The following is a 22,595-nucleotide window of genomic DNA, read 5'->3' on the forward strand; positions in this document are numbered from 1 at the left end:
GTCAGTAGGGGCGAAGCATTTGGAAGATAAATTATCGCTCATTGCCAAAAATAGTTCTCCAAATGCTTCGCCCGTACAGTGAAGGAAAAAAATGTTCTCCCCTACTCTCTGCACCCTGCACCCTGCCTCTTTATGGACGTTGGATAATTGCTTCTAATACGCGGCGTTTGGCTTTGGGGTCAGTACCAACTAAACGCACATATTCGCCTGGATATTCAGAAACATATCCTTCTAAAGCAGCGATCGCTTCTCTTTCAGATGTAGCCTGAATTTGACCCGCAACTGTCCAAGTACCTGTGCGGAAGCGGCGTTGATCTACGTGTTCAATTGCAATTTTTGCCCCACTGGACAACAGTTGACGCAATTGATCTACTATTTCGGTACTTAAACGGGTGCTGGTAGCTGTTGCGGTTGCGGTTGCAGTTCCAGAACTGGTACTGGTAAATGATTTGGTGCTACCAGAAGATGCTACTTGTCCGTTTGGTCTTTGGATAATTGCTTCTAATACGCGGCGTTTAGCTTTGGTATCAATACCAATCAAACGTACATACTCACCTTGATGTGTTTCAATACATTCTTCCAAAGCAGCTACAACTGCTTGAGCCGAATTAGATTGAATTGGTTCACAACTGTTCCAAGAACCAGTTCGGAAGCGGCGCTCGTCTACGTGTTCTGTCCCAATTTTGTAACCACCAGCCAAAAGTTGCCGGATTTGTTCTACAGTTTCCGCACTCAGTTTGGCACTACCAACTGCATTACCGTTACCATTACCATTACCGTTGTAACTGCCAGCAGATGCAGCAGCAGGGGCTTTAAAGATAGATGTACCAGCAACAACACCTTCAGGACGTTGAACAATAGTTTCTAATACTCGTCTTCTGCCGTTATCAATACCAAATAAACGCACATATTCGCCGCTGTGATCTCTCAAACAAGACTCTACAGCAGAAACAGCTTCACCTAAAGACCGAGTTGCAATGGCTTGACAACTTTGCCAAGAACCTGTCCGAAACCGTCTTTGGTCTACGTGTTCTGTACCAATTTTAAATCCTTGTTCTAGTAGATAACGTAATTGATCTACTGTTTCTGCACCTAAGCTATAGCTCGCCACGTCACTGCTCCTTTCTAACTCTTCGACTTCAATGCTTGTATAAGATTTAGCTACGGAAAGATTTAGTTCATCCCGAATGGGTGCAATACACTTGCTATCCGCAGCACAGTGATAACCAGCCCGCAAAGCCTGATTAATCCCGACTACATGGTGAGCAAATTCTTGATCCTGCACTTGGACATCTGGCAATCTATCCGCTTGCTGCTGGGTCGTAATTACTGATCCAGAAGCTACGTATTTACCCGGTGGAATTTCTACATCTTGAATTAAGGCGTGCATCATGACAATGCAACCTGCACCCACCTTGGCATTAAATACCGTAGAACGAAAGCCAATAAAACAACTATCGCCAACGTAAGCAGGTCCATGAATCAGTGCCATGTGGGTAATGGAGGCACTTTTCCCAACCCATACTGAGTATTCCTTGCCATCGTCACCAATGACTCGGCCTTGCTCTAACCCATGAATAACGACACCATCTTGAATATTGGTATTTTCACCAACACTAAAAGGTGTTCCTTCATCTGCTCTAATTGCAGTCCCCGGAGCAACAATTACATTTGCACCTATATTGACATCACCAATGAGGTTACAAGAAGAGTGGACAAATGCAGTTTCATGGATCTTTGGTTCTGCTAAACTCCTTGACCACGGGGTTGGGGGTGCCGCCGTGCTGCGGACTACCATTGCGAGATTCCTCCTGAAATAAGCTTTTTGTCAGTGGTCATTGGTCATTGGTCATTGGTCATTGGTCATTGGTCATTGGTAAGTTTTCACCTATCACCCATTACCCATCACCTATTACCCATTACCTCTTCACTGACTATCTATACTGGTCTTTTTTGCTGTAAATTACACGATCTTCAACGTAAATGGTGTCTATAATTGCCACTACTGCTGCGTCTAACGGTCGTTGTTCATTACCTGATAATTGACGAGCAGCACTGCCACGACTGACAAGTACCCACTCATCCACTCCTGCCCCTACACTGTTATCGGCTGCTACCTCGTATACTGGCAGGAGATTGCCATTTTCATCTATTAATTGCAACATTAGTAGCTTTACACCCCGCAGACTGGGATCTTTTTGGGTGCTAGTTACTGTGCCACGAACTCTGGCAATTTGCATTATTAATTATGGTCTTCTACCGAAAGGACGAATTGTGTTAACACCTTCCCGGAATTGTTCTACATCTTCGGTATAGCGAATGGGGAGGACATATTCCAAGTTTTCGTGGGGACGAGCAATGATGTGGGTAGATAGCACTTGTCCACCATTGACGCGCTTGACTGATTCCACTCCCGCACCTACGGAAGCTTGAACTTCGGAAACGTCACCACGCACGATAACTGTTACCCGACCACTACCGATTTTTTCATAGCCCACCAAGGTAACACGAGCAGCTTTTACCATGGCATCAGCAGCTTCGACTACGGCTGGAAAGCCTAGAGTTTCTACCATTCCTACAGCAATTGACATTTGTTTTTGTCCTTAAATTAAATTTTTACTTGTACCAGATTTAAACTAAGCGCGGAACTGTTCTACTGCTTCTGTATAACGAATTGGCAAAACGTATTCTAAGTTTTCGTGGGGACGAGCAATGATGTGGGTAGATACCACTTCACCACCGTTGACTCTTTTAACTGCTTCAACGCCAGCAGCCACTGAAGCTTGGACTTCAGAAACATCTCCCCTGACAATCACTGTAACGCGAGCGCTACCAATTTTTTCATATCCTACTAAAGTCACACGGGCGGCTTTGACCATCGCGTCAGCAGCTTCTACTATTGCGGGAAAGCCTTTAGTTTCAATCATTCCAACTGCAATTGGCATCGCAGATACTCCTAAAAAATTAATCGAATTAGAACTATGGGTGGAAATTTTGGACGGGGATGCTCATCCTACATCCCAAAATACCGCCACATTTAAGCATAGGAAAGATTGGCATTCCTGGCAACATAAATTACTATAATAGTTTGTAATAAAATATATTAAAAAAAGTTAACAAAACTTTATAGGGTCTTTTGTGACATTAAAGTTTACTGATCCCTACAGTGACAACTTATGCTTTATAATTTCTTTATCAGTTTGAGAATTACTATAGTTCATAGCCCAAGCTAATTCTTTGATGAGGAGGATTGGTGAGTGCTATATATGGGATAGACGAGCTACTGGCTATATCTTTCCTGTGATTAGCTATTACCATAAACAGTGGGTAAAAATCTGCAAATTTTACCAATGTATCTAAAAAACAAATTTAAAAAAAGCAGAAAAATAAAAAATGTTGTTCAACAATTATTAGAATATCTAAAATGTTAAATTATATTTAATAGCTCAACAATAGGCTAATCTAAAGTAAATGTGCTTAGGCATATTGAGCTAAGAAAAGTTAAGAAAACATAGATTTTCTCAAAGATATTGTTTTTTGAGCAAATGATTATTTAAAGGCTGTTTAAGAGAATCGGAAATGAGTTGTCAAGGAAAATATTAGATGAATGAGTTTCTATTTTTAACAAGTTGGTTCGTGCCTCTTTATAGCTTACTAGGGGCAATTTTAACTTTGCCTTGGAGCATAGGAATCATCCAACGTACAGGACCAAGACCTGCGGCCTACTTGAACTTATTGACTACCATCTTAGGTTTTGTCCATAGTTTATTAGTATTTAAAGATATCTGGAATCGGGATCAAGAAAATTTAGTAATTACTTGGTTTCAAGCTGCTGATTTTCAATTATCTTTTGCTTTAGAAATTTCCGTAGTCAGTGTGGGGGCGACAGTTTTAATTACTGGATTAAGTCTGTTGGCGCAAATTTACGCACTAGGCTACATGGAAAAAGATTGGTCCTTAGCCCGGTTTTTTGGTCTGGTGGGATTTTTTGAAGCCGCCCTCAGTGGTCTAGCAATTAGTGATTCCTTGTTTCTCAGCTATGCTTTACTGGAAGTTCTCACCCTTTCTACTTATTTACTGGTCGGATTTTGGTATGCTCAACCCTTGGTAGTGACCGCAGCGCGAGATGCCTTTTTAACGAAGCGGGTAGGAGATTTGTTGCTATTGATGGCTGTAGTGACTCTTTCTACTTTAGCCGGCAGCTTAAATTTTTCGGATTTGTATGAGTGGGCGCAAACTGCTGATTTAAATCCAGTCACATCAACTTTACTCTGTTTAGGTTTAATTGCTGGTCCTGCGGGTAAGTGCGCCCAATTTCCCCTGCACCTGTGGTTAGACGAAGCGATGGAAGGACCGAACCCAGCTTCGGTGATGCGAAACTCTCTAGTGGTAGGTGGGGGTGCTTATTTTCTCTACAAAGTTCAACCATTATTATCTTTGTCCCCCATTGCCTTAAATACTTTAGTGGTGCTGGGGATAATGACAGCATTGGGAGCAACATTGGTATCTATTGCCCAAATTGATATTAAGCGATCGCTCTCCCATTCCACCAGTGCTTACATGGGATTGGTATTTTTAGCGGTAGGCTTGGAACAGGGTGGAGTGGCGTTAATGTTACTTCTGAGTCATGCTATTGCCAAAGCCTTGTTATTCATGAGTTCTGGTTCAGTTATCTACACTACCCAAACTCAAGACTTGACAGAAATGGGGGGTTTGTGGTCAAAAATGCCAGCCACAACCACGGCTTTTGTCGTCGGTTCAGCAGGTATGGTAACACTACTACCACTCGGCAGTTTTTGGGCAATGATAGCATGGGCTGATGGCTTAGTCAAAATTAGCCCTTGGGTAATTGTGGTTTTAATCTTAGTTAATGGCTTAACGGCTTTGAATTTAACTAGGGTATTCCGGTTAGTTTTTTGGGGACAACCCCAACCAAAAACCCGTCGCGCTCCAGAAGTTGCCTGGCCAATGGCATTACCAATGGTGACTTTAACTATACTCACTCTATTATTACCGCTGATGCTACAGCAATGGTATTTATTACCTAGTTGGGAAAGCCTCGATTGGTATATAGTTGGATCTTTAGTCGCTTCTACGGTTGCTGGAGTAACTATTGGCGCAACAATTCATCTCCACAAAGCCTGGTCAAGGTCGAGAATTTTGGTTTGGAGATTTATCCAAGATTTATTAGGCTATGATTTTTACATAGACCGCATTTATCGCTTAACGATTGTAAGTGCTGTGGCGTTGTTATCGAGGATATCCGCGTGGAGCGATCGCTTTTTGGTAGATGGTCTAGTCAACTTAATCGGCTTTGCTGCGATTTTTAGCGGACAAAGTTTGAAATACAGCATTTCTGGTCAATCCCAAGGCTATATGCTAACAATCCTCATTGTCATTAGCATCCTCGGTTTTGCCATTAGTTTCTCATTAGGTTTATTCGACAAATTGCCTTTTTAGGTAATGGGTAATTGGTAATGGGTAATTGGTAATGGGTAATTGGTAATGGGTAATTGGTAATATTCTTCCCCAACCTCCCCAACCTCCCCAACCTCCCCAACCTCCCCAACCTCCCCAACCTCCCCAACCTCCCCAACCTCCCCAACCTCTCCAACCTCCCCAACCTCCCCAACCTCTATGCTGAGTACATTGATTTTACTGCCGTTAATTGGTGCGGCTTTTATTGGTTTCTATCCTTTTACCATCTCTGGTAAACTATCCCGAATCATTGCTTTCTTCTTTAGCGGGATTATTTTCGCATGGAGTATTTTCCTAGCAACTCAGTTTAACCCTGGAGAAATTGGTCAACAATTTGCTGAATCCTTACCTTGGGTAGATGCTATTGGCTTAAACTACAATCTGGGGATAGATGGTTTATCACTACCTTTATTAATCCTCAATGGATTATTAACCTGTATTGCTATTTATAGCAGCGATGAATCCCAACAACGTCCGAGATTTTACTACTCTCTAATTCTGCTATTAAATGCTGGGGTGATAGGAGCATTTTTAGCACAGGATTTATTATTATTCTTCCTGTTTTATGAATTGGAATTAATACCTCTATATCTGCTAATTGCGATTTGGGGAGGTGAAAAACGAGGTTATGCAGCCACAAAATTTCTGATTTATACAGCTTTTTCAGGAATCGTTATTTTAGCCAGTTTCTTAGGAATGGTTTGGTTGAGTGGTTCTCCCAGTTTTGGACTAGCAACCTTAAATTGCCAATCTCTACCCTTAGCAACGCAAATTTTACTCCTTGTCGGCATTTTAGTAGGATTTGGCATTAAAATCCCCCTCGTTCCCTTCCATACTTGGCTACCAGATGCCCACGTGGAAGCCTCCACACCCATATCTGTGCTGTTGGCTGGGATATTATTAAAATTAGGGACTTATGGCTTACTGCGATTTGGCATGAATTTATTACCAGATGCTTGGGCTTATGCAGCACCTTGGTTAGCCACATGGGCAGTAATTAGCGTCTTGTTTGGGGCATCATGTGCGATCGCACAAACAGACATGAAAAAAATGGTGGCTTATAGTTCTATCGGCCACATGGGCTATGTCTTGTTAGCAGCAGCCGCATCCACACCCCTCAGCGTCTTGGGGGCAGTTATGCAAATGATTAGTCACGGATTAATATCCGCTATGTTATTCCTGTTGGTGGGAGTTGTCTATAAAAAAGCTGGTAGTCGAGATTTAAATGTGATTCGGGGACTACTTAACCCAGAACGAGGTTTACCAGTTATTGGTAGTTTAATGATTTTTGCCGTCATGGCCAGTGCAGGTATACCGGGAATGGTGGGATTTATTTCCGAATTTATTGTTTTTCGGGGCAGTTTTGCAGTTTTTCCGGTACAAACATTGTTAGCAATGCTCGGAAATGGTTTAACTGCGGTTTACTTCCTAATTCTCCTGAATCGTGCCTTTTTTGGGCGGTTATCAGCAGCAGTGATGAACTTACCTCGTGTGTATTGGAGCGATCGCATCCCTGCCATCATTCTAGCAGTAGCGATCGTTATTTTCGGCATTCAACCTAATTGGTTAGTCCATTATACCCAAGCCACAATTACTACAATGGTAAAAACGAATAATCATCATCTAGTAGCAAGTCGGGAACTATTGGATTCTTAACTTTCCGAGAAAAATAATCACCACAACCAGATCATCAACCAAATCAAAAAAATCCCAAAAATCATAGTTAAGACAGTTGAATTCCAGGAGAATTGACATCATGAAAACTCAAAAAAATCCCCCTTACAACCCCCTAGCTGAATATATTCAACGCTTACAAACTGGAGAAGCATTACTCAAAGATAGTCCCGAAAACGTTTTAGAAGTTGTTGGCATTCTTAAAAGTTATGGAGTGGTTTTAGATGCTTATTCTAAAAATCTTATCTACATTGCTGAACATCAATTTTTAGTATTTTTTCCCTTCTTTAAATATTTTGATGGTGATATTTCCTTTGCTAAATTAATCCGTCATTTATGGCATGATCGGATTAATTTTGAATATGCCGAATATTGCATGAAAACCATGATGTGGCATGGTGGTGGTGGTTTAGACGCATATTTAGATACTAAAGAATTTCAAGATAGATCTAAAGCTGTTATTGCTGCTAAATTTAAATATAATCCCCTGATTTTGGGACTTAATGAACTGTTTCCCGAATTCTTAATAGAACAGTTACGAGTTTCGGCTTATTACACTGGATTAGGTCAATTTTGGCGAGTCATGGCGGATATGTTTTTGAGTCTATCAGATCGCTATGACAACGGACAAATTAAATCAATTCCCCAAGTTGTAGAACATATTAAACTGGCTTTAGTTGCAGATGCAATGACACCAATTACATACAGTGTCAAAATTGGCGATAAAGTCTATGATCTGATTCCCAAATCAGTTGGTTTAACCTTCCTTGCAGATACCGCAGTTCCTTATGTAGAAGCCGTATTTTTTAGAGGAACACCATTTTTAGGAACAGTGTCTTTAAACGCTCAAGCATATCAAGTTCCTCCAGATCAATCTCGATTCCAATATGGTGCATTATACGCAGATCCTTTACCTATTGGTGGTGCAGGAATTCCTCCCACATTATTAATGCAAGATATGCGTCATTATTTGCCAGAATACTTACATAATATTTATCGTCGCAGTCTCAGAAGTGAAGATGATTTGCGAATACAAATTTGTATGAGTTTCCAAAAGTCGATGTTTTGTGTAACCACAGCCGCGATTTTAGGACTTTTACCTTATCCATTGGATACTCAAGATTCATCTGAGAAAAAAAATAATCAAATTTATTTAGAAAAGTGGCTGTCAAGATTAGAAAACTCCCAGTTATTAGCAGTAAATAAATAGGATAATATGGCTTCGCCACATGATCAGATTTCAAAAACATTATTTTTTCGCGTTCAAAAGAAGGAAATCTATTGACACGAACTGAAAACCGTGTTATCATAGTTTTGACGAGGAAGAACTATCTTCACTGCATAAGCAATTTTAAATCCTATTAAATAAAACAAGACTAATTGAAAATTAGTTATAGATGACTCTTCTGGTTTCTGTGTTGTCTGTGTCTGGAGTGGTTAGTTAAAAACCCCTTCAAGACTAAAATTGGTGTAGTATCAGCAGTTGCCACAAATACGTAGTATGAGTTATCATACTAATATTGTCTTTAAAAGTATTATTACCAGCTTGGATTTTTAAATTCCAGATTGGATCTGAATAACACTATATTTTCGGAAATACCATCAATATTCAGTCAATTAATTTTAATTCTTGTTAAGGAGCTTGCTTTTTTTTTCAATTGGTAGTATAATTTTGGTTATTACTCCTTCCTAACTTGTCGTTAAGGAATCAACATATATAACCAAATGTAAATTCAACAAATAGCTTATAAATAGGTTATTTCAGTGTTTTTACAGAAGCATTTATGTTGATTTTATCGTGAAGACTTGCTGATTCATGATAATTAGTTTTTCAGCCAACCCCAAATAGTGTTCATCTAAGTAACGCCCGCTACAACTAACTTACATTCATAATTACAATGAAAACATTTCCCATTAAACTGTTTCAGATTGTTACTCTAGCTGGTTTCTCTGCTTCTTTTTTATTAGCGGCCAATCCTGCCTCAGCCATCAATTTGATCAAAAATGGTAGCTTTGAAAATTCATCATTAGGTAGTAATTTTAGTTTTACCAACGTACCTACTAATTCGACTGCCATTGGTTATTGGACAGTTGCCCGTGGAAATATTGATTATATCAACAAACTTTGGAAGAGTTCCGACGGTAGTTTTAGTGTAGATTTAAGTGGTTCGCAAGCTGGGAGTATCGAGCAAACTTTTGCGACTCGGACGGGAAATCCGTATTCAGTTAGCTTCGATTTGGCTGGTAATGTGGAAGGTGGTCCAACAGTTAAAATATTAAGGCTGTCGGCTGGGGGAAGTTCTCGGGATTTTACCTTTGATGTTACGGGGCAAAGTTCCACGAATATGGGATGGTCGTCCCAAACCTTTGATTTTGTAGCCACTAGTAATATTACTACCCTTTCCTTTGCCAGTCTCGATCAAACCATCTTTGGTTCTGCTTTGGATAATGTCGTTGTTACAGAAGTTCCCTGGGAAACCGACGCGCTCCCTGTTGTTGGTAGCACTGTTCTCTTCGGGTTTGGCTTGTGGTGGAAAAACAAGCTTTCTCAAAACAGATGCAAAAGCCTTTAATTGCTGTTCTCGATTCAACAATTCATCTCTCTGAACAATAAAACAGAGATTTTATCTTGAATCTTTTACCAAATGATTGTTTAGGTTACTATCAATTAGTAACCTAATTTTTATCTCTATTAATTTAATTTTTATCAGATAATGAGCTAATTTAATATGAAGATCAAAAAGCAAGTTAACCATTTTGCGATCGCCAGGCTAAGTCCGCAGGTATCGCCAACTACCTCAAAAACAATATGAATACACCACCAGTAGATAGATTAGACCGGATAGAAGCAATATTAGAGCGCGTGGCAGTTCAACAGGAAACTACGGCGGTTAACCTGACGGAACTGATATATAAGGTTGATGACTTTATAGGAACTGCTACCAGCGTTTTGGGTAGAAATGCCATCCTTAACGATGTGGTAGTAGGACTAAATGACACGGTAGGAAGATTAGATACTAACCTTGCTACTCTCCAAAGCAATTTTGAAGAGAATCAAAAATCAACTAATGCTGCTTTAGAAAGATTAGAAGCGATTTTGATAAAGCTGATGGATAGTTAGTTGATTGTGTTGTTTATTGTCAGGAGTATTTGCTGGTAGTGACGTGACCAATAAAGTGTTTATTCCGCACTTCGTGCCGCTTCGCTAACACCGACCAACATTGTTTTTCAAATCACCGACTTCTAATATTGATTATTTGTTGAATAGAAAAATCGTAGGTAGTTTACAAGATAGCACTTGTTGATACCCAGATCCCCGACTTCTTAAAGAAGTCGGGGATCTTATATTTACTAAACTTCCACAAAGCTGGGAATATTTACCGTCATATCCTCTGCTTTCTCCCGAATTTCCTCAGAAAAATGCTTATCTATCAAAGTAGGAACTTGTTCAGCTTGAATTTTACTATAACGAGTTTTATCGGGCATCACTAAATTAGGACCGGCTTTACAGTTCTTCATACAGCCAGTACCTTTAATAGTGACTGAATTTTCTAAACCGTTATTTATTAACTCCGACTCCAAAGCTTGACACAAAGTTTTACCACCACGCTTCATACAATCAGATTTTTGACAAACTAGAATTGTTTGGGATTTAGCTGGTTTCGTCTTAGCTGGACTTTGCGCTGCAACTGTTCCCATATCAGCACTTGCAGCCATAACTCGTTCTGCTACCAGAGTTACCTGATCTTTTTTCGCATTGTATTGTTTTGTCCCCACAACTTGCAGCCAAGTCCCTTGAGGTAAACGCAAATCAAAAGCACTCCGTAAATGCTTGGCTAATTTTATATAACATTCACCCTCAGAAGTTCCCAATAACAAACCTTTCAGCTTATATCCATCCTTGATCACAAAATCCAGAAATCTGCCTTCAAAACAAAATTCTGTCACTGCTGAATTAGTAGATATACTCATTTTTTTAACCTATTTGTCTAACTAAAATCTTTGGTAACGACAACGCCAACAATTTTCAATATTTCCAATCAAGTCTTGACGAGAAGCAGTGAATTGTTGAATTACACTCCAAAGTTGTATAGCTGCGGTGGGGTTATTTATTTCTACAGTTAAAGGCTGGTTAGTCTCACAAACACAAATTATATCTAATTCTTGTAAGCGTTGATAAACCTGCCAACGATCTGCCCAACTTATATCAATAACGTGCTTTTTATCTGTGTCCGAGCTAGAAGATTTCAAGCGAGTAGCCCTCAAAATGCCATAAAATTGCAGTAAAACTAGAAACCCACAGCCTAAATTTGCGAGTCAGTCGGAGTTTAGCTTCTTTCTTTAGAATACACTAACTGCAAAATATTGTCATTAATTTTGAGAAAAAATCTCATATTTTATTTATAGAGAGATATGCACACTTTGAGAATCAAGTCAAGATAAATACCAAATATATATCTTTAAGCACAGATATAGGCAAGAAATTAATACTTATGATTGGTAATAATGCCAAAATTTTTTAGATTTAGTAGCCTTGATTTTATTTTGAAAATGCTAAGATGTTAAAAGTAAGCAGTTAAAAATTATAACTGTTAAAAAGAGAGAAAAACCATGTCTGATACGCAAACTATATTACACAATTTTGGTCAGGTTTACGACAATCCTGTATTACTAGATCACAGTGTTACCGCCCCAGTTGTTGAAGGATTTAATGTCGTATTAGCTAGTTTTCAGGCATTGTACTTACAATACCAAAAACATCATTTTGTAGTTGAAGGTGCAGAATTCAATTCACTGCATGAATTCTTTAACGCCAGCTACAGAGAAGTACAAGATCACATCCATGAAATCGGCGAGCGCTTAAATGGTTTGGGCGGAATACCCGCAGCAAGTTTTAGTAAATTAGCTGAATTATGCTGTTTTGAACCAGAAGCAGATGGCGTGTTTTCTGCTCGGAAGATGGTAGAAAATAACCTAATTGCCGAACAAGCATTAATTGGAGTAATTCGCCGTCAAGCCGCACAGGCAGAGAGTTTAGGTGATAGAGGCACACGCTACTTATACGAAAAAATCCTCTTAAAAACTGAAGAAAGAGCTTATCACTTAGCTCATTTCCTAGCTAAAGATAGCTTAACCTTGGGTTTTGTGCAACTTGCTCAAAATTAAACTTCTCATAATCTCAATTTAACAAAATCAAGACAGAGAAAATTTTAGTAATTGAGAATTTTACAAAATTAATCCTTTTGGCAGAAAAGAGTAAATTACCATTTCTGCCATTTTCTATATCAGGCATTTAAAAGCAATTATTTTTATTGCCTATTTTATATATCTAACAATAAATAATTGAACGCAGATGAACGGAGATAAACGCAGATAAAGAAAGATGAATTAATTATCTGTGCAGCTTTATTGTCATAATCCATAACGAATAAATAAACAATTAGATTCTCTGGAGTGCCTCTGCGCCTCTGCGTGAGAAAAAAAACGTAAAAACCATTACGAAAAATCCCCCATTCCCATAAATTCTTCCCCTTAACGCAACCGCTACCCGGAAAAGTTGATAATGAGGACATAAAGACCCTTAAAATAGTCAAGATTTGTATTTTTGTAATCTAAGGTAAAAACTATGCCCCGTCGTCAAGACCTCAAAAAAATACTCCTGTTAGGTTCAGGTCCAATAGTGATTGGCCAAGCCTGTGAATTTGACTACTCTGGAACTCAAGCCTGTAAAGCCTTGCGAGAAGAAGGCTATGAAGTCGTGCTGGTAAACTCTAACCCAGCGACAATCATGACCGACCCGGAAACAGCCGACCGCACCTATATTGAACCGCTGACACCGGAAATAGTCGAAAAAGTTATTGCCAAAGAACGACCAGATGCTTTATTGCCAACAATGGGAGGACAAACCGCCCTTAACTTGGCTGTAGCGTTAGCCAAAAATGGCGTTTTAGACAAATATAATGTCGAGTTAATTGGTGCAAAATTACCCGCAATTGAAAAAGCCGAAGACAGAAAACTGTTTAACGAAGCAATGGCTAAAATTGGGGTTGCAGTATGTCCCAGTGGTACAGCTTCAACTTTAGATGAATCAAAAGCGATCGCTCTCCAAATTGGTACATATCCCCTAATTATCCGTCCAGCCTTTACAATGGGGGGGACTGGTGGGGGTATCGCCTATAATCAAGAAGAATTTGAAGAAATGGCGCAAGTAGGGATTGACGCTAGTCCCGTTTCCCAAATTCTCATTGACCAATCTTTATTGGGTTGGAAAGAGTATGAACTAGAAGTCATGCGGGATTTAGCCGATAACGTCGTGATTATCTGTTCTATCGAAAATCTCGACCCTATGGGGATTCATACCGGAGATTCTATCACCGTTGCCCCAGCCCAAACCCTCACCGATAAAGAATATCAACGGTTACGGGATATGGCCATTAAAATTATCCGCGAAATTGGTGTCGAAACCGGCGGTTCTAATATCCAGTTTGCCGTAAATCCCGTTAATGGTGACGTGGTGGTAATTGAAATGAATCCTCGTGTATCTCGTAGTTCGGCTTTATCTTCTAAAGCGACAGGTTTTCCCATTGCGAAAATCGCGGCTAAGTTAGCTGTAGGTTACACTTTGGATGAATTGCAAAACGATATCACCAAAAAAACTCCCGCTTGCTTTGAACCAACAATTGACTATGTTGTTACGAAAATTCCCCGGTTTGCGTTTGAAAAATTCCCTGGTTCAGAAGCGGTTTTAACTACCCAAATGAAGTCAGTGGGAGAAGCAATGGCTATTGGACGGACATTTAATGAGTCTTTTCAAAAGGCTTTGCGTTCCCTAGAAACCGGTCGTGCTGGTTGGGGTTGTGATAAAGCCGAAAAATTGCCCAGTGGGGAACAAATTCGCGCTCAATTACGGACTCCTAACCCAGAACGCATCTTTTCTGTGCGTCATGCTATGCAGTTGGGAATGAGTAATGAGGAAATTTATGAACTAACGGCAATTGACCCTTGGTTTTTAGATAAATTACAAGAACTGCTAGAAATAGAAAAGTTTCTCAAGCGGACTCCTCTAAAGCAGTTGACAAAAGCGCAAATGTATGATGTCAAAAGAAATGGTTTTAGCGATCGCCAAATAGCCTATGCTACAAAAACCAAAGAAGATGAAGTTCGCACCTATCGCAAACAGCTAGAAGTTATCCCCGTTTACAAAACCGTTGATACCTGTGCGGCTGAATTTGAGGCGCTGACTCCCTACTACTATTCTACCTACGAAGAAGAAACGGAAGTATTACCAACAGATAAACCCAAGGTGATGATTTTGGGTGGTGGACCAAACCGTATTGGTCAAGGAATTGAGTTCGATTATTGTTGTTGTCATGCTGCGTATTCTTTACATGATGCCGGGTATGAAACAATTATGGTCAATTCTAACCCAGAAACTGTTTCTACAGATTACGATACCAGCGATCGCCTGTATTTTGAACCATTAACTAAAGAAGACGTTCTCAACATCATCGAAGCCGAAAACCCCGTGGGGATAATTGTCCAATTCGGTGGACAAACACCATTAAAATTAGCCATTCCCCTGCAAGAATATTTACAAAACTCCAATAGTATCACCAAGATTTGGGGAACATCTCCCGATTCTATAGATATGGCGGAAAATCGGGAACGCTTTGAAAAGATTCTTCAAGAATTGAATATCGCTCAACCGCCTAATGGTATGGCGAGAAGTTATGAAGATGCTTTGATTGTTGCCAAGCGCATTGGTTATCCTGTGGTAGTGCGTCCTAGCTATGTATTGGGAGGACGAGCGATGGAAATCGTTTATTCTGATACTGAGTTAGAACGCTACATGAACTTTGCTGTGCAAGTAGAACCAGATCACCCGATTTTAATTGATAAGTTCTTAGAAAACGCCATTGAAGTGGATGTAGATGCGATCGCCGATCATACTGGTAATGTTGTCATCGGTGGCATCATGGAACACATTGAACAGGCGGGAATTCACTCCGGTGACTCAGCTTGTTCCTTACCTTCCATTTCCCTTTCTCCCGCAGTCCTCAACCAAATCCGGTTATGGACAGTTCAACTAGCACAAGCTCTATCTGTAGTGGGATTAATGAATATTCAATTTGCTGTAGTTGGTGCAAATGGTTATTCTCCCCAAGTGTATATTTTGGAAGCTAACCCCAGAGCATCACGGACAGTTCCCTTTGTATCTAAAGCTACGGGCGTACAATTAGCCAAACTCGCATCCTTAATTATGTCGGGGAAAACCTTAGAGGAAGTGAAATTTACAAAAGAAGTCATTCCCTCTCATATTGCCGTCAAAGAAGCGGTTTTACCATTTAGTAAGTTCCCCGGTACAGATACCATTTTGGGTCCCGAAATGCGCTCAACTGGCGAAGTTATGGGTATTGATAGCGATTTCGGTCGCGCCTTTGCTAAAGCAGAATTAGGTGCTGGAGAAAAATTACCGCTTGAGGGGACTGTATTTGTGTCTATGAGTGACAGAGACAAACCTCTCGCAGCAGATGTAGTCAAGGAGTTTATTAAGTTAGGCTTTACAATCATGGCTACCCAAGGAACGCGTCAAGTTCTTCAGGAACAAGGGTTAGAAATTCAATCTGTCCTCAAACTCCATGAAGGTCGTCCCCACGTCCTGGATGCGATTAAAAATCAAAAAATTCAACTCATCATCAATACACCCTCTGGAGAAGAAGCTCATACCGATTCTAAGCTAATTCGTCGCACGGCTTTAGGCTACAAAATCCCCATTATTACCACTATTGCAGGTGCTAGAGCCACAGCCGCTGCTATCTATTCTCTACAAAACACAACTTTGGATGTCAAGGTAATCCAAGAATACTGTCCCATGAGTTAATTGTCCTTTGTCAGTTGTCAATGGTCAGTAGTCAGTGGCTAGGAAAAACAAAGAACAACTGACAACTGACAACTGACAAAACGTTAAGCAATTGTTACAAAAGAATAATTATGGTTATCATTGAGATATTTTAACAAATATGAGGAAGCTATTTCCGCGCTAGAGAATTGATCGTTATCCCAGTAAATGTATGCTATTCAGTAATTTCAGCGTCTGAGGTGATCTCAAATTACGGCCAAAGTGCGGGTTTCCCTATAGTCAAATTATTCTCATAAATGTTACAATTATTAATATTCCCGAAAACACAAAAAATGTTTGACTTGCTACTGTGTATCTAACTATAGATACTTGTGGAAACAACGAGATAAGTGTAACCTTTAGCAGTAAAGTACCTAATTTCCCAAATAAGAGTAACCTGAGTTGATCGGGTGTGACCAACTCAAAACATTATTCCGTTAACGACCCTATCAGCAAACCCACCATTACCCAAGAGTAGCGCCATGAAAACCGCTCAATCAGCCACCGACCTCGTGCGTACTTACCTGCGTGAGATTGGCCGTGTGCCACTCCTCACCCACGAAGAAGAGATTTTTTATGGCAAACAGGTGCAACGATCTACTGCTTTGCATGAGATCAAGGAAGGTCTTGCTACCCGGTTAGGTCATGAACCCAGTGTAGAAGAATGGGCAACAGCCGCCGATATAGAAGTATCAGAATTAAATCAGGCGATCGCTGTTGGTGAAATAGCCAAACGGAAAATGGTAGAAGCCAATCTCCGTTTAGTCGTGTCCGTTGCCAAAAAGTACATTAAACGCAATGTTGATTTACTTGACCTCATTCAAGAAGGCAGCATCGGAATGCAACGAGGTGTAGAAAAATTTGACCCCACCAAAGGGTACAGATTTTCTACCTATGCCTATTGGTGGATACGTCAAGCTATTACTCGGGCGATCGCCGAAAAAGCCCGGACTATTCGCTTGCCCATTCATATTACGGAAAAACTCAACAAAATTAAAAAAGCCCAGCGGCAACTGTCCCAAGGTCTAGGACGTGCGCCCACAGTAGCGGAATTATCCCAAGAGTTAGATTTAACACCTAAACAGGTGCGAGAATACTTAGAAAAAGCCCGTCTGCCATTATCTCTAGACTTGCGGTTAGGAGATAACTATGACACCGAACTGGGAGAAATGTTAGAAGACACAGGGGCAACACCGGAAGATTTTGTCATGCAAACTTCCCTCTCCTATGACTTAGAACGGATCATGTCAGAACTCACTCCCCAACAAAAGGAAGTCATTACCCTGCGTTTTGGGTTAGTAGATGGACAATCTTTAACTCTGGCTAAAATTGGTGAAGTCTTGAATATTAGCCGGGAAAGAGTCCGCCAAATTGAACGCGAAGCTTTAAACAAACTTCGCAAATCTAAAGCCACTATGAATGAGTACCTTGCCAGTTAGTCGGTTGTTATTACTCAATGGTCAGTTATTTTTTGCTTTGTGGGTGGAGTTTCCCCACCCATACTCACTAAATAGGTGAAAAACACTCCCATTTTAGTACGGTTAAACCGACTCCCTCGAAAGGAATAAACTGTTAGATTGGTTGACATGAATTATATAATAGTTAGCTAAATAGAATCAGCAATAACTACCAGTTATTCCAGTCACAAACACCGTCGTTAGTAGTGGCAGTACAGGAGGTCAAAGGTGAGTAACAAATCTAATCGAGTATCAGAATTTTTTAATAGTGAGTCGGAAACAAGTAATTTATTATGGCAATACGTTAAATCATTAAGTCCAGAAACAGTTAACCAATTATCTAAACCTACTTCTACGGAAGTTTTGCAGGTAATGGAACGGAATATCATCGGACTTTTAGGAAATTTACCTTCTGAACAGTTCGGGATTACTATTTCTACTAATCGGGAAAATTTAGGTCGCTTATTGGCATCTGCGATGATTAGTGGTTATTTTTTGCGAAATGCAGAACAAAGAATGGGTTTTGATACGGTTATGCAAAGCACAGAAACTAATAATAGCGAAGTTGATTAACACTTTCAGGGCTGAAGTCACTGGGTTTTTCGCTTACCAAGTGTTTCTCTAAAAATTTTGTAAATAAATTTATATTTACTTTACAAAATAGCTAATAAACGAAAATCTGGCTGTTTATTTTCGATAGAATCTCTGTAAATAGTTTGTAGATAAGAATTTCAGCCTCTTATCCCCAAACTTTATTCTCGCTGGTAAGTTGAATTATCTCTGACTCTATCTCTAGAATTACAACTAAAAATCATCGCTAAATTTATAAACTCGATGTTATGGTAAATGTATATGAAAATTTTGTTCATAATATCTCGCGGTAAGTGAGAAACTCAGGGGCTTGGCTCCCTGAAAGGGATGGTTCGACATGGCTCACCAGCCGCGACAGGAGGGATTTTAATCCCCGTGGTATAAACCCCATCCACATAATATAAAAAGCAAATTTTATGCAGTGCAGTTTTCGCTTTCAATCTGATTGCTAACGGCAAAAATTTTTGCACACCACAAAACAACTGAAATGTCAGAGATAATGCTGGTATAACTCTCTTTTCCTCAACTACGGCAAGCATTACAGTTTAAATACGTATGAACGCAAATAAAATCCTCTACGTTCGCCTTCCCTGTAACCCCATCTTTCCCATTGGTGTTGTCTATCTTGCAGATCATGTTCACAAGCTATTTCCCCATGCAGAACAGCGGATTTTTGACTTAGGCACAATCCCCCCACTAGATTATACTTCTGCCTTAGACAGATCTATTGACGAGTTTCAACCCACATTGCTCGTCTTTTCTTGGCGGGATATTCAAATTTATGCGCCAGTAGGTGGACGGGGCGGTAATCCTCTCCAAAACGCCTTTGAATTTTACTACGCAAAAAATCCCTTGATTAAATTGCGTGGTGCTTTTGGCGGATTACGAATTTTTATTGCTTATTATGTAGAATTATGGCGTAATTTAGGATTAGTTAAACGGGGTTTAAAACGCGCCCAAAAATATCAATCTCAAGCCCGTGTAGTCTTAGGTGGCGGTGCAGTTAGCGTCTTTTATGAACAGTTGGGTAAAAGCTCACCGCCCGGAACGATTATTTCTGTAGGTGAAGGAGAAACCCTGCTGACAAAACTACTTAATGGTGAAGATTTTAGAGATGAGCGCTGTTATGTAGTGGGAGAAAATCAACCCCGTCAACGCCTAATTCACGAACAACCTACACCCCTAGAAAAAACAGTTTGTAATTACGATTACATCGAAACCATTTGGCCAGAATTTAATTATTACCTGCAAGAACAGGATTTTTATATTGGTGTCCAAACCAAACGTGGTTGTCCTCATAATTGCTGTTATTGTGTTTATACAGTAGTCGAGGGTAAACAAGTCCGCATTAACCCTAGTGACGAAGTTGTTGCGGAAATTCGAGAATTATACAATCGAGGAATTCGTAACTTTTGGTTTACAGATGCTCAATTTATTCCCGCCCGTAAATTCATTGATGATGCTGTAGAACTTCTCCAGAAAATCGTTGATTCGGGAATGTCAGATATTCATTGGGCAGCATACATTAGAGCCGACAACTTAACACCCGAATTGTGTGAGTTGATGGTAAAAACAGGCATGAATTATTTTGAAATCGGCATTACAAGCGGTTCTCAAGAACTGGTTCGCAAAATGCGAATGGGTTATAACTTACGAACTGTTTTACAAAATTGTCGTGATTTAAAATCCGCCGGTTTCAATGATGTAGTTTCTGTTAACTACTCCTTTAATGTAATAGATGAACGTCCTGAAACTATTCGCCAAACTATTGCTTATCACCGCGAACTCGAACGGATTTTTGGGGCTGATAAAGTTGAACCTGCTATTTTCTTTATTGGACTCCAACCCCATACCCATTTAGAAGAATATGCCTTTAAAGAGGGGATTCTCAAACCTGGTTATGATCCCATGAGTTTAATGCCTTGGACAGCAAAAAAACTCCTTTGGAATCCTGAACCATTAGGTTCTTTCTTTGGTGAAGTTTGCTTACAAGCTTGGCGACAAAATCCCAATGACTTCGGACGGGAAGTGATGAATATTTTGGAAGTCAAATTGGGTTGCGCTGATTTGGAAGATGCACTTTCTGCACCCATAGAAAAACCAGAAAAACAATTGGCTGGCGTATTATAGAAAACATAAGCCCAGGTGATCAGAAAGATGCCTCTCGCTTCCGTTAGGGATACGCGGCTACACAAACGAAGTCCGCCTGTGCGGACTAATTAAAACTTAAGATATTGAACCCACGAAGGTGGGTTTTGCCTGTGTAGACGCGGTTTCTAACCGCCCTATTATCCGAAATCCCCAATTAATTCCATGTTACAAGGTTCAATTCTTCAACAGTTAGAAGCATCTCACCGCCATAGTGCTAGACCTATTCATTTTGGCGTGTACTATAAAAATACCTTAGTGTCTCTCTGCCATGCCTTGGAAGATCATATTTTAACGAAAGATAATGATCCTTTGGTGATTACGGCTTTCCAGCAGGGTAAATGGTATCTGGAAGAGGCTCAAAGATACGCAGATATCGCGCAACACAGCCGGGCAATTGTGATTATGGCGGCGGCTGATGCTGGTTTTGCCGAACATCCTACTGGTCAATTACCTAACATTGATTTAGTGGGATTAGCTGCTGATGATCCTGTGGCGCAGGAGTGGCATTTGATGATTTTAGCTCCTGACTACACAGCTATGGTAATTTGTCAAGAGTTATCTGAAGCTGACTATGGGAAGGATGGTTTGCCAACTTGCGATTTAGAGCGTAAATTCTACGGTTTATGGACATTTGAACCGGAATTAGTGGAAGAAACCGCAGAGTTAGCGATCGCTCATATCAAAGACTATCATCCTGAACTAGCACTCAAACTAAGTCAATATAAACAAGCAATTCACCCAGCTATCTGTCCAGGAGAAGAAGTAGCTACCGTTGTCTCTCGTGTTGTTGATTACCTCAAAACCGGACAAGGTAACTTACCTATTCTCACAGCATCTCACCAAAAATTTCTAGATCGTAACTTGGTATCTAACGAAATTCAGGCATTTTTGCGGATGGCACAGTTGATTGATCTAGCAGATAGCCGCAATCCTGTAGCCGCATCAGAAGTAGCATCTGTTGTTGAAACAATGGGGCAATTATTAGATTTACCCGCATGGCAAATTAAAAGATTACGCATAGCTGCTTTGTTGCATCGCTTAGACCCAATGCAAAAAGCCGAAAGCCTGATTAGTCCCAGTCATATAACAACAGCTTATCAAGATGAAGCTCCCAGTTGTCCCCTGGCTTGTCCTCTCGTACCAGCAGCGCAAGCACTACGAATAATGCCACGACTACGGGCTATAGCTCAAATTATCACCCACCAAAGCGAATGGTGGAATGGTACAGGCGAACCCGCCGGTTTAGCTGGTGATGATATTCCTTTAGAATCACGAATTTTGTCATTGGTTGCAGAATTTCAGCTACAAGTTAACCAGTATAAATACTCTAGCAAAGGGGGAGCAGAGATATTTTCTCAAGCCTTAGATCAGTGCCGAAAACAACAATCTACCCGCTTTGATCCTAAACTTGTAGATACATTAGCTTTATTAGTAATGGGTTTACAACAGGGGCTTGATTTACCGATAATGACACCCAAGGTCAGCAGCGGTTTATGGTTACTTGACTCCCGTTGGGATGCCGACAGCAAAAGTAGTGAGCAGATTTCAGTGTACAGCAAATGAATATAGAAACCATTAGATTAGGACAAAACAAACAACTCCCCGGGGCAAATTTAGAAGACGAGGATCTATCTCACCTAGATTTAAGGAAGATAAATTTAGCAGGGGCTACTTTGGTGGGAACTGACTTCAGCGGTTCTAAACTAGAAGGTGGCCATTTTCAAGGTGCAAATTTAATGGGGGCTAATCTGCAAGAAACCGACTTGCGGGCTAACCTCATGGGTGCAAACTTGATGCAGGCTAACTTGACGAGTGCGGACTTACGTGGTAGCAATTTGCGTGGTAGTAACTTGATGGGAGCAATTCTTAACGATGCGTCTTTAGCAGGGGCTTTTTTAAGTGGTGCTAATTTAATGAGTGTAAATTTGCAGGGTGTTGACTTGCGAGGTGCAGATTTACGAGGTGCTAATTTAACCGGGGCTAATCTCAAAGGTGCAGATTTAAGCGGTGCAGATTTGCAAGGGGCTGTACTAATTGAAGCGAATCTTGAAGAAGTAGATTTAAGAGCAGCAAATTTAGCAGGAGCTAATTTAACTGGAGCTAATTTACTCTGTGCTGAATTAGATGCAGTGAGGTTAAATGGGGCAAATTTAGATCGGGTGTGTTTGCGGGGAACAGTTTTGGAAGCTAGTACCGCAGGGCGGAATTAAAAATTAACAATTAAAAATTAAAAAAGCAGATTACACAAGCTTTTTAGTAATTTTTAATGGTTGGTTGATTTACGCCGTTGTGTACTAGTACCGCAGGACGGAATGAATAATTAGCTTGAATACTAGGAGTCAGGA

Annotated in this window: 19 protein-coding genes; 12 read left to right on the plus strand and 7 right to left on the minus strand. The window is 40.3% G+C overall.

Features of this window, described 5'->3' with window-relative positions; all coding sequences use genetic code 11:
- Positions 1–130: 130 nt before the first annotated feature.
- The 4 genes from AN490_RS11250 to AN490_RS11265 all read right to left on the minus strand — a co-directional run bounded on the left by AN490_RS11250 (position 131) and on the right by AN490_RS11265 (position 2,945).
- A complete protein-coding gene (locus tag AN490_RS11250; protein WP_300003199.1) occupies positions 131–1,798 on the minus strand; it encodes a ribulose bisphosphate carboxylase small subunit in 1,668 nt (555 codons plus the stop codon).
- Between the two features lie 136 nt (positions 1,799–1,934).
- The gene (locus AN490_RS11255; RefSeq protein WP_015080436.1) at positions 1,935–2,240 is read right to left on the minus strand and encodes a EutN/CcmL family microcompartment protein; all 306 of its coding nucleotides are present in this window, start codon (positions 2,238–2,240) and stop codon (positions 1,935–1,937) included.
- A gap of 6 nt (positions 2,241–2,246) precedes the next feature.
- Positions 2,247–2,591, minus strand: a complete 345-nt coding sequence (locus AN490_RS11260) for a carbon dioxide-concentrating mechanism protein CcmK (protein WP_015080435.1) — start codon at positions 2,589–2,591, stop codon at positions 2,247–2,249.
- Between the two features lie 45 nt (positions 2,592–2,636).
- Positions 2,637–2,945, minus strand: coding sequence for a carbon dioxide-concentrating mechanism protein CcmK (locus AN490_RS11265; RefSeq protein WP_213710164.1), 309 nt, complete (start codon positions 2,943–2,945; stop codon positions 2,637–2,639).
- 658 nt (positions 2,946–3,603) lie between these two features.
- On the opposite strand from AN490_RS11265, the gene AN490_RS11270 reads away from it, so the two are divergent.
- From AN490_RS11270 to AN490_RS11290, 5 genes are all read left to right on the plus strand, one after another.
- Positions 3,604–5,460 (plus strand): NAD(P)H-quinone oxidoreductase subunit F, encoded by a 1,857-nt coding sequence (locus tag AN490_RS11270; protein WP_213718359.1) that lies wholly within the window; start codon positions 3,604–3,606, stop codon positions 5,458–5,460.
- Positions 5,461–5,637: 177 nt separating this feature from the next.
- Entirely contained in the window at positions 5,638–7,134 is a 1,497-nt protein-coding gene (locus AN490_RS11275) for an NADH-quinone oxidoreductase subunit M (protein ID WP_300003211.1), read from the plus strand.
- A gap of 100 nt (positions 7,135–7,234) precedes the next feature.
- Positions 7,235–8,362, plus strand: a complete 1,128-nt coding sequence (locus tag AN490_RS11280) for a CO2 hydration protein (RefSeq protein ID WP_300003214.1) — start codon at positions 7,235–7,237, stop codon at positions 8,360–8,362.
- Between the two features lie 688 nt (positions 8,363–9,050).
- Positions 9,051–9,725 (plus strand): choice-of-anchor C family protein, encoded by a 675-nt coding sequence (locus AN490_RS11285; protein ID WP_300003217.1) that lies wholly within the window; start codon positions 9,051–9,053, stop codon positions 9,723–9,725.
- A gap of 236 nt (positions 9,726–9,961) precedes the next feature.
- Positions 9,962–10,273 (plus strand): hypothetical protein, encoded by a 312-nt coding sequence (locus tag AN490_RS11290; RefSeq protein ID WP_300003220.1) that lies wholly within the window; start codon positions 9,962–9,964, stop codon positions 10,271–10,273.
- 230 nt (positions 10,274–10,503) lie between these two features.
- Here AN490_RS11290 and AN490_RS11295 read toward each other — a convergent pair whose 3' ends face one another.
- Both AN490_RS11295 and AN490_RS11300 read right to left on the minus strand, forming a co-directional pair.
- On the minus strand, positions 10,504–11,124 hold the full coding sequence (locus AN490_RS11295) for a (2Fe-2S) ferredoxin domain-containing protein (RefSeq protein WP_300003223.1): 621 nt from the start codon (positions 11,122–11,124) through the stop codon (positions 10,504–10,506).
- Positions 11,125–11,145: 21 nt separating this feature from the next.
- Positions 11,146–11,403, minus strand: coding sequence for an Asr1405/Asl0597 family protein (locus tag AN490_RS11300; protein WP_300003226.1), 258 nt, complete (start codon positions 11,401–11,403; stop codon positions 11,146–11,148).
- Between the two features lie 360 nt (positions 11,404–11,763).
- Between AN490_RS11300 and AN490_RS11305 the strand changes: the two genes are divergently transcribed.
- The 3 genes from AN490_RS11305 to AN490_RS11315 all read left to right on the plus strand — a co-directional run bounded on the left by AN490_RS11305 (position 11,764) and on the right by AN490_RS11315 (position 17,490).
- Positions 11,764–12,318, plus strand: coding sequence for a Dps family protein (locus AN490_RS11305; RefSeq protein WP_300003229.1), 555 nt, complete (start codon positions 11,764–11,766; stop codon positions 12,316–12,318).
- A 460-nt stretch (positions 12,319–12,778) separates the two neighbouring features.
- Entirely contained in the window at positions 12,779–16,033 is a 3,255-nt protein-coding gene (gene carB, locus AN490_RS11310; protein WP_300003232.1) for a carbamoyl-phosphate synthase large subunit, read from the plus strand.
- A 500-nt stretch (positions 16,034–16,533) separates the two neighbouring features.
- Positions 16,534–17,490: an RNA polymerase sigma factor, RpoD/SigA family gene (locus tag AN490_RS11315; protein WP_300003236.1), complete on the plus strand. Its 957-nt coding sequence runs from the start codon at positions 16,534–16,536 to the stop codon at positions 17,488–17,490.
- Positions 17,491–17,504: 14 nt separating this feature from the next.
- Here AN490_RS11315 and AN490_RS11320 read toward each other — a convergent pair whose 3' ends face one another.
- A complete protein-coding gene (locus AN490_RS11320) occupies positions 17,505–17,639 on the minus strand; it encodes a hypothetical protein (RefSeq protein ID WP_256369473.1) in 135 nt (44 codons plus the stop codon).
- Positions 17,640–17,736: 97 nt separating this feature from the next.
- On the opposite strand from AN490_RS11320, the gene AN490_RS11325 reads away from it, so the two are divergent.
- The 4 genes from AN490_RS11325 (at position 17,737) to AN490_RS11340 (ending at position 22,460) form a co-directional block, all read left to right on the plus strand.
- On the plus strand, positions 17,737–18,081 hold the full coding sequence (locus AN490_RS11325) for a DUF760 domain-containing protein (RefSeq protein ID WP_015080421.1): 345 nt from the start codon (positions 17,737–17,739) through the stop codon (positions 18,079–18,081).
- 573 nt (positions 18,082–18,654) lie between these two features.
- Entirely contained in the window at positions 18,655–20,229 is a 1,575-nt protein-coding gene (locus AN490_RS11330) for a photosystem II high light acclimation radical SAM protein (protein ID WP_300003242.1), read from the plus strand.
- A gap of 183 nt (positions 20,230–20,412) precedes the next feature.
- Positions 20,413–21,813: a DICT sensory domain-containing protein gene (locus tag AN490_RS11335; RefSeq protein WP_300003245.1), complete on the plus strand. Its 1,401-nt coding sequence runs from the start codon at positions 20,413–20,415 to the stop codon at positions 21,811–21,813.
- Positions 21,810–22,460: a pentapeptide repeat-containing protein gene (locus tag AN490_RS11340; RefSeq protein ID WP_300003248.1), complete on the plus strand. Its 651-nt coding sequence runs from the start codon at positions 21,810–21,812 to the stop codon at positions 22,458–22,460. Before AN490_RS11335 ends, AN490_RS11340 begins: the two co-directional genes overlap by 4 nt.
- The last annotated feature ends 135 nt before the right edge of the window (positions 22,461–22,595 follow it).

It is taken from the genome of Anabaena sp. AL09, from assembly GCF_001672255.1.
GTDB lineage: Bacteria > Cyanobacteriota > Cyanobacteriia > Cyanobacteriales > Nostocaceae > Dolichospermum > Dolichospermum lemmermannii.

Excerpts from the sequence above, each read along its gene's own strand:
- AN490_RS11285 (WP_300003217.1), top strand. The coding sequence starts at position 9,051 with ATGAAAACATTTCCCATTAAACTGTTTCAGATTGTTACTCTAGCTGGT.
- AN490_RS11290 (WP_300003220.1), top strand. The coding sequence starts at position 9,962 with ATGAATACACCACCAGTAGATAGATTAGACCGGATAGAAGCAATATTA.
- AN490_RS11320 (WP_256369473.1), bottom strand. The coding sequence starts at position 17,639 with ATGTCAACCAATCTAACAGTTTATTCCTTTCGAGGGAGTCGGTTTAAC.
- AN490_RS11265 (WP_213710164.1), bottom strand. The coding sequence starts at position 2,945 with ATGCCAATTGCAGTTGGAATGATTGAAACTAAAGGCTTTCCCGCAATA.
- AN490_RS11280 (WP_300003214.1), top strand. The coding sequence starts at position 7,235 with ATGAAAACTCAAAAAAATCCCCCTTACAACCCCCTAGCTGAATATATT.
- AN490_RS11275 (WP_300003211.1), top strand. The coding sequence starts at position 5,638 with ATGCTGAGTACATTGATTTTACTGCCGTTAATTGGTGCGGCTTTTATT.
- AN490_RS11315 (WP_300003236.1), top strand. The coding sequence starts at position 16,534 with ATGAAAACCGCTCAATCAGCCACCGACCTCGTGCGTACTTACCTGCGT.
- AN490_RS11335 (WP_300003245.1), top strand. The coding sequence starts at position 20,413 with ATGTTACAAGGTTCAATTCTTCAACAGTTAGAAGCATCTCACCGCCAT.
- carB (WP_300003232.1), top strand. The coding sequence starts at position 12,779 with ATGCCCCGTCGTCAAGACCTCAAAAAAATACTCCTGTTAGGTTCAGGT.
- AN490_RS11270 (WP_213718359.1), top strand. The coding sequence starts at position 3,604 with ATGAATGAGTTTCTATTTTTAACAAGTTGGTTCGTGCCTCTTTATAGC.
- AN490_RS11295 (WP_300003223.1), bottom strand. The coding sequence starts at position 11,124 with ATGAGTATATCTACTAATTCAGCAGTGACAGAATTTTGTTTTGAAGGC.
- AN490_RS11340 (WP_300003248.1), top strand. The coding sequence starts at position 21,810 with ATGAATATAGAAACCATTAGATTAGGACAAAACAAACAACTCCCCGGG.
- AN490_RS11305 (WP_300003229.1), top strand. The coding sequence starts at position 11,764 with ATGTCTGATACGCAAACTATATTACACAATTTTGGTCAGGTTTACGAC.
- AN490_RS11330 (WP_300003242.1), top strand. The coding sequence starts at position 18,655 with ATGAACGCAAATAAAATCCTCTACGTTCGCCTTCCCTGTAACCCCATC.
- AN490_RS11250 (WP_300003199.1), bottom strand. The coding sequence starts at position 1,798 with ATGGTAGTCCGCAGCACGGCGGCACCCCCAACCCCGTGGTCAAGGAGT.
- AN490_RS11255 (WP_015080436.1), bottom strand. The coding sequence starts at position 2,240 with ATGCAAATTGCCAGAGTTCGTGGCACAGTAACTAGCACCCAAAAAGAT.
- AN490_RS11260 (WP_015080435.1), bottom strand. The coding sequence starts at position 2,591 with ATGTCAATTGCTGTAGGAATGGTAGAAACTCTAGGCTTTCCAGCCGTA.